This window comes from Ochrobactrum sp. Marseille-Q0166 (assembly GCF_014397025.1).
In the GTDB taxonomy this organism is placed as follows: domain Bacteria; phylum Pseudomonadota; class Alphaproteobacteria; order Rhizobiales; family Rhizobiaceae; genus Brucella.
Map to the genome: position 1 here is coordinate 1,489,750 of NZ_JACJUO010000001.1, position 12,247 is coordinate 1,501,996.

A 12,247-nucleotide genomic window follows, 5' to 3' on the forward strand; every position below is an offset into this window, starting at 1 on the left:
AGTTCGTTCCGTATCCCGGAGTTAGTTTATTTGTCTAAATACAAAGATAAGAATGTATCGCCTGCCGATGAAAATAAGGGGTTTGGTGTGTCTGAACCAGAACCCACCAGAGCGGCGGTAATCGTTCCGATTTTACCAGAACGACACAATACAAGCACTGCGAGTGAAGAAGGCGAACGCCCCCAGTTTCAGCGCTCCAATGAAGCGCGGCTGGAGGAAGCCATTGGTCTCGCGCGTGCTATCGATCTGGAAATTGCCCATGCTGAAAACGTAATCGTCAGTCAGCCTCGGCCGGCAACGCTTTTGGGAACCGGCAAGGTTGAGGCGATTGCCGAAATCCTCGAAGAAAAATCGATAGGCCTTGTTATCGTCGATCATGCGCTGACGCCTGTGCAACAGCGCAATCTTGAAAAAGAATGGAATGTCAAGGTCATTGACCGTACCGGCCTCATTCTCGAGATTTTCGGTGAGAGAGCGCGCACCAAGGAAGGGGCGTTGCAGGTTGAACTTGCGCATCTCAATTATCAGAAGGGCCGCTTGGTTAGAAGCTGGACCCACCTTGAGCGTCAGCGCGGTGGCGGTGGCTTCCTTGGTGGTCCGGGTGAAACGCAAATCGAAGCCGACAGGCGTATGCTTCAAGACAAGATTTTGAAGATCAAGCGCGAGCTTGAAACGGTTGTGCGTACCCGTACACTGCACCGGCAGAAGCGACGCAAGGTGCCGCATCCGGTTGTTGCGCTCGTTGGCTATACCAATGCGGGCAAATCCACGCTGTTCAACCGTATGACCGGCGCTGACGTGCTGGCCGAAGACATGCTGTTTGCCACGCTTGACCCGACATTGCGTCGTATTCGTTTGCCGCACGGCGAGACGGTCATTCTCTCGGATACGGTGGGCTTTATTTCGAACCTTCCGCACCATCTGGTTGCTGCATTCCGTGCAACACTGGAAGAAGTGGTTGAAGCGGATCTGATTCTACATGTGCGCGACATTTCCGATCCCGACAATGCAGCACAGGCGGAAGATGTGGAAAGCATTCTGGCTGGTCTCGACGTTGAGCCCCATGATCATAAGCGCGTGATCCAGATATGGAACAAGATCGACAATCTGGACGAAGCTGGCCGTGAAGCGGCTTTCCGCCTGGCTGCTGCAGGCAGCGAGGAGGGACGTCCGATCCCGCTTTCAGCCTGGACGGGCGAAGGCGTTGACAGGTTGCTATCGCTGATCGAGACCCGCATTGCAGGCGCACTTGGCATTGTTGATGTTGTACTTTTGCCGTCCGAGCTTCGTATCCTCGACTGGATTTATCTGCACGGCAGTGATGTGGAACGTGAAGATCTGGAAGATGGATCTGTTCGTATTCAGGCTCGACTGACCGAAACGGCTCGCAAGATGCTTGATGAGAAACGCGGTATTAAGCCTGTCGTTCAGGATTCCGACGGGGATTGATCGACATCTTGCGGAACAGGGCTGCAAAGCCCTATGTATGGAACATCCATACGATTCATATTCGCCATAAATATGCAGAGGCCCATAATGAGAGATCCCATTGAAACCGTCATGAACCTTGTGCCAATGGTGGTTGAGCAGACCAACCGTGGTGAGCGGGCCTATGATATCTTCTCGCGCTTGCTGAAAGAACGCATCATCTTCGTCAATGGTCCTGTCGAAGATGGCATGTCGATGTTGATCTGCGCGCAGTTGCTCTTCCTCGAGTCTGAAAACCCGAAGAAGGAGATCAACATGTACATCAATTCGCCCGGTGGCGTAGTCACGTCCGGCATGGCGATTTATGACACGATGCAATTCATCAAGCCTCCTGTTTCCACGCTCTGCATGGGGCAGGCTGCTTCCATGGGCTCGCTGCTCCTCACTGCTGGTGCCACCGGCCAGCGTTATGCGTTGCCAAATGCCCGTATTATGGTTCATCAGCCTTCAGGCGGTTTCCAGGGGCAGGCGTCGGATATCGAGCGTCACGCGCAGGACATCATCAAGATGAAGCGTCGCCTGAACGAGATTTATGTCAAGCACACCGGTCGCGATTATGAGACAATCGAACGGACGCTTGATCGCGATCATTTCATGACAGCGCAAGAAGCTCTTGAGTTTGGTTTGATCGACAAGGTCATCGAATCGCGTGAAGTGAGCGTTGAAGAAACCAAGTAATTCGAGGAGGCAGTCGGTCTGCCTTTTCATATTTTAGTGCCTTTTGCCACAAAAGTGGCTTATTTCGTGGCCCTACGTAAAGGTTAACGCATTGCGTTAAGCATCTGTTTGGGTTCCAGGCGCTAAAATTGTTCAGATTATGCCGAATCTCAATGGCGAACGTGATTTTTCATTTGTTCCCTGACTGAGGTTCTGCAAAAGTCACCGGAACAGGCTTCTTCGGTCGGGAAACCTGCGGTGACTGGAATCCAGAAGACTTTGAGCAGCGCGTAAAGGCTGCTGATGGAGCCTCAGGTAACGGTGTTTTGCTTCCTGAATGGGTCCAAACCGGAAGAAACGATTGAAATGGACACGGACGGCTGTGGTTCGTTTCGGTCAATTGAAAGGAAACTGCAATGAGCAAAGTCAGCAACAGCGGCGGCGATTCAAAGAATACGCTTTATTGCTCGTTCTGTGGCAAAAGCCAGCATGAAGTTCGTAAGCTGATTGCAGGCCCGACCGTATTTATCTGTGACGAGTGCGTCGAACTTTGCATGGACATCATTCGCGAGGAAAACAAAACCTCGATGGTGAAGTCGCGCGAAGGTGTACCTACGCCGCAGGAAATAAAGGACGTTCTCGACGATTATGTCATCGGCCAGAAAGATGCGAAGCGCGTTCTTTCGGTTGCTGTGCACAATCATTACAAGCGTCTGGCACATCAGTCGAAGAGCAACGACATCGAATTGGCGAAGTCCAACATTCTGTTGGTTGGCCCAACGGGTTGCGGTAAGACCTATCTTGCTCAGACACTCGCACGCATTATCGATGTGCCGTTCACCATGGCTGATGCCACGACGCTCACAGAAGCCGGCTATGTCGGTGAAGATGTCGAAAACATCATTCTGAAGCTGCTCCAGTCGGCAGATTACAACGTTGAACGCGCACAGCGCGGCATCGTTTATATCGATGAAGTCGACAAGATCAGTCGTAAGTCGGACAATCCTTCGATCACTCGCGATGTGTCGGGCGAAGGTGTTCAGCAGGCGCTTCTGAAGATCATGGAAGGCACCGTTGCCTCCGTACCGCCGCAGGGTGGTCGCAAGCATCCGCAGCAGGAATTCCTGCAAGTGGATACGACGAACATCCTGTTCATCTGCGGTGGCGCTTTTGCTGGTCTCGACAAAATCATCTCGGCACGCGGCGAGAAGACCTCGATTGGTTTCGGTGCCCATGTCAAGTCGGTAGATGAGCGTCGTATTGGTGACGTGTTCAAGGAACTGGAACCTGAAGATCTTCTGAAATTCGGCCTCATTCCGGAATTCGTCGGGCGTTTGCCTGTCATCGCCACTCTGGAAGATCTGGATGTGGATGCATTGGTGCAGATCCTCACCGAGCCAAAGAATGCGCTCGTGAAGCAGTATCAGCGTTTGTTCGACATGGAAAATGTTGAGCTCAGCTTCCACGACGATGCTCTGCGTGCGATTGCCAACAAGGCAGTCGAACGCAAGACCGGTGCTCGTGGTCTTCGCTCGATCATGGAAAAGATCCTGCTCGACACAATGTTCGAGCTGCCAACGCTTGAAGGCGTGCAGGAAGTGGTCATTTCCGGTGATGTGGTAGATGGCAGCGCTCGTCCGCTTTATATCTATGCTGAGCGGCAGGACGAAAAGGGCAACGCGTCGGCTTAACGCCAGTGCAGTGATTGCCAGATTTGTTGGAAAAGGTCGCGCAAGCGGCCTTTTTCTTGTCTATGTCTTGGTCGATGCTGAATACAATGAGCGCTTGTTGTTGTACAAATTCCTGTGACGGCGCAGGATAGATGACGATTCTATGAATGCTGCCCCTTAAAGCAGCTTGAATTTAGGAGTTCGACACTCCAATTATGGACCGAAGCACTAGTTGTGGACTGCCTCATAATGAAAGGGGCCATAACTTGTGGCAATCGGGTCGAATGACCTGAGAAAGGACTGAATAATGACGGGTATTGAACAGAAGACCCAAGTGGGCGGCGAAGACGGGCTTTATGCCGTTCTGCCGTTGCGCGATATCGTAGTCTTCCCCCATATGATTGTTCCGCTGTTTGTTGGACGTGAAAAGTCTATCAAGGCACTTGAAGAAGTGATGGGTGTCGACAAGCAGATTCTGCTCGCGACGCAGAAAAACGCGGCTGATGACGATCCGGCACCGGATGCAATTTATGAAATCGGCACGATCGCAAATGTGTTGCAGCTTCTCAAGCTGCCAGACGGTACCGTCAAGGTTCTCGTTGAGGGTACCGCGCGCGCCAAGATTTCCAAGTTTACCGATCGTGAGGATTATCACGAAGCTTTTGCGGTGGCGCTGCCAGAGCCGGAAGAAGATGCCGTTGAAGTTGAGGCTCTGGCCCGTTCGGTGGTTTCCGATTTTGAAAACTACGTCAAGCTGAACAAGAAGATTTCGCCGGAAGTGGTTGGTGCGGCCAGTCAGATAGACGACTATTCCAAGCTTGCCGATACAGTTGCTTCACATCTCGCTATCAAGATTCCTGAAAAACAGGAAATGCTGTCGATTCTCTCGGTGCGTGAGCGCCTTGAGAAGGCGCTTGCTTTCATGGAATCCGAAATCTCTGTTCTTCAGGTTGAAAAGCGCATCCGTGGCCGCGTTAAGCGCCAGATGGAAAAGACCCAGCGCGAATATTACCTCAACGAGCAGATGAAGGCGATTCAGAAGGAGCTTGGTGATGGTGAGGATGGTCGCGATGAAGCGGCTGAACTCGAAGAACGCATCAACAAGACCAAGCTTTCTAAGGAAGCACGCGAGAAGGCACAGGCTGAGCTGAAGAAGCTGCGCAGCATGAGCCCGATGTCAGCTGAAGCAACTGTTGTTCGCAACTATCTCGACTGGTTGCTGTCTATTCCTTGGGGCAAGAAATCCAAGGTCAAGCAGGATTTGAACTTTGCTGAGGAAGTGCTTGATGACGAGCATTTCGGTCTCGACAAGGTCAAGGAACGCATTGTCGAATATCTCGCAGTGCAGGCTCGCTCGACTAAAATCAAAGGCCCAATCCTCTGCCTCGTTGGACCTCCCGGCGTCGGTAAGACCTCGCTCGCCCGTTCGATTGCCAAGGCTACTGGTCGTGAATATGTCCGTATGTCGCTCGGTGGCGTGCGTGACGAGGCCGAAATCCGGGGTCACCGCCGCACTTACATCGGTTCGATGCCCGGTAAGGTCATCCAGTCGATGAAGAAGGCGAAGAAGTCCAACCCGCTCTTCCTGCTCGATGAAATCGACAAGATGGGTCAGGATTTCCGTGGCGATCCGTCTTCGGCAATGCTTGAGGTGCTGGACCCAGAACAGAACTCAACCTTCATGGATCACTACCTTGAGGTTGAATATGATCTGTCGAATGTCATGTTCGTGACGACTGCCAATACGCTGAATATTCCGGGTCCGCTTCTGGACCGTATGGAGGTCATCCGTATTGCCGGTTACACCGAAGATGAGAAGCTCGAGATTGCCAAGCGGCACCTGCTGCCAAAGGCGATCAAGGACCACGCTTTGCAGCCGAAGGAGTTTTCGGTCACAGACGAAGCGCTGCGTAACGTTATCCGTCTTTACACGCGTGAAGCCGGTGTTCGTAGCCTTGAACGTGAAATGATGACCTTAGCACGTAAGGCCGTGACAGAGATTCTGAAGTCGAAGAAAAAGTCGGTGAAGATCACCGACAAGAACCTCTCCGATTATCTCGGTGTCGAGCGTTTCCGTTATGGTCAGGCTGAAGGTGAAGACCAGGTGGGTGTTGTCACAGGTCTCGCATGGACTGAAGTTGGCGGCGAATTGCTGACCATCGAAGGTGTTATGATGCCCGGTAAGGGCCGCATGACTGTCACGGGTAATCTCCGTGATGTGATGAAGGAATCGATTTCTGCGGCGGCATCTTATGTTCGCTCGCGGGCGGTTGATTTCGGTATCGAGCCTCCGTTGTTCGACAAGCGCGACATCCACGTTCACGTACCGGAAGGTGCGACACCAAAAGATGGTCCATCGGCTGGTATCGCCATGGTTACGGCAATTGTCTCTGTTCTGACCGGTATTCCTGTCCGCAAGGACATTGCGATGACCGGCGAAGTGACACTGCGTGGTCGTGTTCTGCCTATCGGAGGTCTTAAGGAAAAGCTGCTTGCTGCATTGCGCGGCGGCATCAAGAAGGTTCTGATCCCAGAAGAAAACGCCAAGGATCTGGCGGATATTCCGGACAATGTGAAGAACAATCTTGAAATCGTTCCAGTGTCACGAGTCGGTGAAGTGCTGAAACATGCATTGGTTCGTGAGCCGGAACCGATTGAGTGGAAAGAGCCGGAAACGCCTGTCGCATCCGCATCAGTAGATGATGAAGCAGGTGTTTCAACAGCACACTAATCGCTGCCAATTGCTCATAAGCATAGAATGCCGGGCTAAATGCCCGGCATTTCTGTGTTTAACCCCGGTTTTCCGGGGTTTTTTCATGTTGACAGGCTTGGTTTGTCAACCGATTTGAATAAACTGCACGCAATCCGGTCGCGTTATTCGTTCCGGTAGATAAAGAAAGGAAATGCCTATGAACAAGAACGAATTGGTCGCCGCAGTAGCGGAAAAGGGCGGTTTGACTAAGGCCGACGCAGGAACTGCTGTTGACGCTGTACTCGCAGCGGTTACTGGTGCACTCAAGGCTGGTGAAGAAGTGCGTCTGCCAGGCTTTGGCGTTTTCTCTGTTTCGCATCGCGCTGCCTCGACTGGTCGCAATCCTTCGACCGGCAAGGAAGTTGCTATTCCTGCCCGCAACGTGCCGAAGTTCTCGGCAGGCAAGGGCCTGAAGGATGCCGTTAACGGCTAATCCTGTAATTTGAGGCGATATTATCGCGCTCAATTATGCGAGAAGGCCCGGTTTGACCGGGCTTTTTTCATTTGTTCGATATATGATGTTGAATAAGGGAGGTTTCGCGATGCGCTTTCGTAAATTGAGTATGGCTCTCCTGGTTATTGGTCTTTCAGGATTGCTGATCGGTATGCATTCGGCGCAAGCGAAAATCTGTGACGAGCAAGTCTTTCAGGATACAAAATTCATCATTTGTACGGTCAAGGCCAAAGAGAATCTTCGTCTTTTCTGGAAGGGCGCAGATGGTGAGCCCTATCGCAATTTCTCGAAAATTGCAGATGCCGTGTCTGGACAGGGCAAGTCACTATCGTTCGCGTTTAATGCGGGAATGTATCAGGTCGATTTCACGCCTATGGGGCTCTATGTAGAGGAGAGCCAGGAACTGGTTCCGGCCGATACGAAAGCACCTCAGCGCACCTCAGGCCCAGTTCCAAACTTCTATAAAAAGCCCAATGGTGTTTTCTATTTTGATAATGAAAATGCTGGCATTTTGCCGACCGACACGTTTTTAAAAAATCGACCGCACGCGCGCTTTGCGACTCAATCCGGACCGATGCTGGTTAACAGGAACAGGCTCAATCCGATTCTGATTAAAGGATCGACAGACCGCACCCGTAGAAGCGGTGTTGGTGTTTGTACCGATGAGACCGTTCGCTTTGCGATCAGCGAAGATGCAGTGAATTTCTATGATTTCGCGTCACTGTTTCGAGATGCACTTAAATGCCCAAATGCACTATTCCTCGATGGGGGCGGTGGCGCAGGAATTTTTAATCCTGTCATGGGAAAAAATGACATCTCATGGCATGGCGGATATGGGCCGGTTGTTGGCTTTATCGAGTAACAAAAAGCCCGGAGTTTCCTCCGGGCTTTGCATTTATTCAGCGGCTTCTGCCTTGCCCTTTGGGCGCCGCTCCAGAAGTTCTTTCAGGAATTGGCCTGTGTAGGAACGCTTTTCCTTCACAATGTCTTCCGGTCTTCCAACGGCAACGATTTCTCCGCCGCCATCACCACCTTCCGGACCGAGATCGATTACCCAGTCCGCAGTCTTGATAACTTCGAGATTGTGCTCGATAACCACAACCGTATTGCCCTGTTCGACAAGTTCGTGCAGCACTTCGAGAAGCTTTGCAACGTCGTGAAAGTGTAGGCCGGTTGTCGGCTCATCAAGAATATAGAGCGTTTTGCCTGTGGCTTTGCGCGATAATTCCTTGGCAAGTTTCACGCGTTGCGCTTCACCACCGGAAAGTGTCGTTGCCTGCTGGCCGACCTTGATATAGCCGAGGCCAACTTTTACAAGCGTTTCAAGCTTGTCGCGCACGGCTGGAACGGCTGTGAAGAATTCAGCGCCTTCTTCAACTGTCATATCCAGAACATCGGCAATCGATTTGCCTTTGAACTGCACTTCCAGCGTTTCGCGATTGTAGCGCTTGCCGTGGCAGACATCACAGGTGACATAGACATCCGGCAGGAAGTGCATCTCGATCTTGATGACACCATCGCCCTGACAGGCTTCACAACGACCGCCCTTCACGTTGAAGGAGAATCGTCCTGGCTGATAACCGCGGGCTTTCGCTTCCGGTAACCCAGAAAACCAGTCGCGGATTGGCGTGAAAGCGCCAGTATAGGTGGCCGGGTTGGAGCGCGGTGTGCGGCCAATCGGCGATTGGTCAATATCAATGACTTTATCGAGGAATTCGAGGCCTTCGATGCGGTCATGCTCTGCCGGATGTTCACGCGAACCCATGATGCGGCGCGAAGCAGCCTTGAACAGCGTTTCGATCAGGAAAGTGGACTTGCCACCGCCCGACACGCCGGTAACTGCCGTAAATGTACCAAGCGGGATATCCGCTGAAACATTCTTCAGATTGTTACCACGCGCACCGACAACCCGGATGCGCTTGTTCTTGATGAGCTTGCGACGCTCAGCAGGAACAGCAACTTCCATCACGCCCGACAAATATTTGCCGGTCAGCGAATTCGGGTTGGACATAACGTCCTTCGGTGTGCCCTGCGCAATGATCTTGCCGCCATGAACACCAGCCGCCGGGCCGATATCGACCACATAGTCCGCTGTCAGAATCGCATCTTCATCATGCTCGACCACGATAACGGTATTGCCGAGATCGCGTAAGTGACGAAGCGTGTCGAGAAGGCGGGCATTGTCGCGCTGATGAAGGCCGATGGACGGCTCATCAAGTACATAAAGTACACCGGTCAGACCTGAGCCGATCTGCGAAGCGAGGCGAATGCGCTGGCTCTCACCACCCGAAAGCGTTCCGGAGTTACGAGCCAGCGTCAGATAGTCAAGGCCGACATCATTGAGGAATTCCAGACGTTCGCGGATTTCCTTGAGAATGCGGGCTGCAATTTCGCGCTGCTTGTCGTTGAATGTGCCATCGACATCGCGGAACCACTGATCCGCATTGCGGATCGACATACTGGTGATTTCGCCGATGTGCTTCATGCCAACCTTGACGGCCAGTGCTTCCGGTTTCAGGCGAAAGCCTTTACAGGCCGGGCAGGGCGTCGAAGACATGAAGCGTTCGATTTCCTCACGCGACCATGCGGAATCGGTTTCTTTCCAGCGACGTTCGAGATTAGGAATCACACCCTCAAAAGCCTTGGTGGTCTGATAGGAGCGCAGGCCATCATCATACTGGAAGGTGATTTCCTTGCCCCTGGTGCCATAGAGAATGGCATCCTTTGCTTCATCGGAAAGATCTACCCACTTGGCGCTAACCTTAAAACCATAGGCTTTGCCCAGCGCTTCTAGCGTCTGATTGTAATAAGGCGAAGACGAGCGAGCCCAAGGCGCAATCGCTCCATCCTTGAGAGCAGAGTTTTCGTCGGGAACAATCAGATTCGGATCAATCGCCTGCTGGGTGCCAAGACCGTCACAGGTCGGGCAGGCGCCAAATGGATTATTGAAGGAAAACAGGCGCGGCTCGATTTCCGGGATAGTGAAGCCGGAAACCGGGCAGGCGAATTTTTCCGAAAACATCACGCGTTCATGCGTCTCGTTGGCCGATTTGTTTGCACTACCGCCCGCCGATGTGTCTTCAGCCAATAATGGCTTATCAGCGAATTCAGCAATAGCCAGACCTTCAGCGAGCTTGAGGCAGGTTTCAAGACTGTCCGCAAGGCGGGTCGCAAGATCGGCGCGCACGACAACGCGGTCCACGACTACATCAATATCGTGTTTGTACTTTTTGTCTAGCGCTGGAACGTCAGCGATTTCGTAAAAGGTGCCATCGACCTTCACGCGCTGAAACCCCTTTTTCTGCAGCTCGGCCAGCTCTTTCTTGTATTCGCCTTTGCGACCGCGAACGATCGGCGCGAGGATATAAAGACGCGTGCCTTCTTCAAATGCCAGCACCCGATCAACCATCTGGCTGACTGTCTGACTCTCAATCGGCAGGCCGGTAGCTGGCGAATAAGGTACGCCCACACGCGCGAAAAGCAGGCGCATGTAGTCGTAGATTTCGGTGACGGTGCCGACAGTCGAACGGGGATTGCGGCTTGTTGTCTTCTGCTCAATGGAAATGGCAGGAGACAGGCCGTCGATCTGATCGACATCCGGCTTTTGCATCATTTCAAGGAACTGGCGCGCATAGGCCGAAAGGCTTTCGACGTAGCGGCGCTGACCTTCCGCATAAATCGTATCGAAGGCCAGCGATGATTTGCCGGAACCTGAAAGACCTGTCATCACGATCAGCTTGTCGCGTGGCAAATCTAGATCGACATTTTTCAGATTGTGTTCACGCGCGCCACGTATGGAAATGAATTTCTGATCGCTCATTCCGCGTCCTGCCTGTTTGGTCATGTCATGGAGTGTTCGTGCGCCGATAGTCGTCGCGCCGCTCCATAATATGGGGATGAACCCCTTCCAGGGAAAGGGGGCCGGTCAATCGTTGGATGCAGATTTAGCACCAGAACAAAGATCGAACAACCAGCCTTTTGATAGGCGATACGAAATGTGAACGCAAGAGCGTTGACTGTTACTCCTGACAGGAGCAAACTATAATCACTCGCTGAATGGGGAGATATCGAAAGGGCTGAATCGATATCGAAAAGAGGCCCAGTCAGTTGAGCTAACGCAACAGGGAGGTAAAGGAGCATGAGTCCACCTGACTACGTTGCCTAGCTTTCATAATGATGAAAGCACAATTGCTTGCGATCATAGCTGCCTCATCTGTAAGGAATGATGTATTTTTGATTGAAACAGGTAATTGCAGAAAATTTGAAACATGGGCGGAAACGTGGTTTCGTACCTCAGATTTCCGAAACGATTTATCGGCGAAGTACTGTCGATATAAGAGCATTGCTCAACCCCAAGCCCTGCGCGCCTAAGAAACAGTGAGCGGCAGGGCTTATCTCTGTTCTCTCAGGAATTATCTGCTGAAAATTGTCAGTAGTTATTGCATTTTGAACAAAACAAGAACATAACTTCTGTGGAACACTATTAAAATAACACCTCCAGTGAGAGCGCATGGAGAGTGGGTGTTGTAGAGTGTTTCCTGAGTTTTTGGTGATGGCGCATGGTTGCGCCTGATCCTTATTTTGGAAAGCACCCTTTTCTCAATACATCCGGTTCTATCCGGTTGAAGATGATCGGGAAGGTGTGTTTGCGAGACCCGGAGTAAGTTTTCGATGGCTGGTAGTGTCAACAAAGTCATTCTGGTCGGCAATCTTGGTGCCGATCCTGAAATTCGTCGCCTCAATTCCGGCGACCAGATTGCCAATTTGCGCATTGCGACATCGGAAAGCTGGCGCGACCGTCAGAGCGGTGAGCGCAAGGATCGTACTGAATGGCACAGCGTTGTCATTTTCAACGAAAATCTCGCCAAGGTTGCCGAGCAGTACCTCAAGAAGGGCTCCAAGGTTTATATCGAAGGCGCGCTGCAAACCCGCAAATGGCAGGATCAGAACGGCAACGACCGTTATACGACTGAAATCGTGTTGCAAAAATTCCGTGGCGAATTGCAAATGCTCGACAGCCGTGGTGAAGGCGGCGGCGAGGGTCGCTCGTTCGGCGGTGGTGGCGGTGGCAATCGCAACCAGATGTCCGATTACTCCGGTGGTGGTAATGACTTTGGTTCGTCCGGCCCATCTAATCAGGGCGGTGGCGGTTTCTCCCGCGATCTCGACGATGAAATTCCATTCTGATGAAAAGGCGGGCGCATTAAGCGCCCGCTTTTTTAGTTA

At 52.1% G+C, this 12,247-nt stretch carries 8 protein-coding genes; 7 read left to right on the plus strand and 1 reads right to left on the minus strand.

The genetic code is table 11. From position 1 onward, the window contains the following. Positions 1 to 30: 30 nt before the first annotated feature. The 6 genes from hflX (at position 31) to H5024_RS07150 (ending at position 7,883) form a co-directional block, all read left to right on the plus strand. Positions 31 to 1,449, plus strand: coding sequence for a GTPase HflX (gene hflX / locus H5024_RS07125; protein ID WP_187544817.1), 1,419 nt, complete (start codon positions 31 to 33; stop codon positions 1,447 to 1,449). An 87-nt stretch (positions 1,450 to 1,536) separates the two neighbouring features. Then, positions 1,537 to 2,166: an ATP-dependent Clp endopeptidase proteolytic subunit ClpP gene (gene clpP / locus H5024_RS07130; protein WP_187544819.1), complete on the plus strand. Its 630-nt coding sequence runs from the start codon at positions 1,537 to 1,539 to the stop codon at positions 2,164 to 2,166. A gap of 395 nt (positions 2,167 to 2,561) precedes the next feature. Further along, positions 2,562 to 3,836, plus strand: coding sequence for an ATP-dependent Clp protease ATP-binding subunit ClpX (gene clpX / locus H5024_RS07135; protein ID WP_187544821.1), 1,275 nt, complete (start codon positions 2,562 to 2,564; stop codon positions 3,834 to 3,836). Positions 3,837 to 4,122: 286 nt separating this feature from the next. Next, the gene (gene lon, locus H5024_RS07140; RefSeq protein ID WP_187544823.1) at positions 4,123 to 6,546 is read left to right on the plus strand and encodes an endopeptidase La; all 2,424 of its coding nucleotides are present in this window, start codon (positions 4,123 to 4,125) and stop codon (positions 6,544 to 6,546) included. 178 nt (positions 6,547 to 6,724) lie between these two features. After that, the gene (locus tag H5024_RS07145; protein WP_006470422.1) at positions 6,725 to 7,000 is read left to right on the plus strand and encodes an HU family DNA-binding protein; all 276 of its coding nucleotides are present in this window, start codon (positions 6,725 to 6,727) and stop codon (positions 6,998 to 7,000) included. Between the two features lie 109 nt (positions 7,001 to 7,109). After that, positions 7,110 to 7,883, plus strand: coding sequence for a phosphodiester glycosidase family protein (locus H5024_RS07150; protein ID WP_187544825.1), 774 nt, complete (start codon positions 7,110 to 7,112; stop codon positions 7,881 to 7,883). A gap of 33 nt (positions 7,884 to 7,916) precedes the next feature. Here the strand turns inward: H5024_RS07150 and uvrA are convergent, their stop codons facing one another. Beyond that, a complete protein-coding gene (gene uvrA, locus H5024_RS07155; protein ID WP_187544827.1) occupies positions 7,917 to 10,841 on the minus strand; it encodes an excinuclease ABC subunit UvrA in 2,925 nt (974 codons plus the stop codon). Positions 10,842 to 11,692: 851 nt separating this feature from the next. Between uvrA and H5024_RS07160 the strand changes: the two genes are divergently transcribed. Beyond that, the gene (locus tag H5024_RS07160) at positions 11,693 to 12,208 is read left to right on the plus strand and encodes a single-stranded DNA-binding protein (protein WP_187544830.1); all 516 of its coding nucleotides are present in this window, start codon (positions 11,693 to 11,695) and stop codon (positions 12,206 to 12,208) included. Positions 12,209 to 12,247: the final 39 nt, after the last annotated feature.

Coding starts and splice junctions, on each gene's coding strand:
- clpX (WP_187544821.1), top strand. CDS start 2,562: ATGAGCAAAGTCAGCAACAGCGGCGGCGATTCAAAGAATACGCTTTAT.
- H5024_RS07145 (WP_006470422.1), top strand. CDS start 6,725: ATGAACAAGAACGAATTGGTCGCCGCAGTAGCGGAAAAGGGCGGTTTG.
- H5024_RS07160 (WP_187544830.1), top strand. CDS start 11,693: ATGGCTGGTAGTGTCAACAAAGTCATTCTGGTCGGCAATCTTGGTGCC.
- uvrA (WP_187544827.1), bottom strand. CDS start 10,841: ATGAGCGATCAGAAATTCATTTCCATACGTGGCGCGCGTGAACACAAT.
- clpP (WP_187544819.1), top strand. CDS start 1,537: ATGAGAGATCCCATTGAAACCGTCATGAACCTTGTGCCAATGGTGGTT.
- H5024_RS07150 (WP_187544825.1), top strand. CDS start 7,110: ATGCGCTTTCGTAAATTGAGTATGGCTCTCCTGGTTATTGGTCTTTCA.
- lon (WP_187544823.1), top strand. CDS start 4,123: ATGACGGGTATTGAACAGAAGACCCAAGTGGGCGGCGAAGACGGGCTT.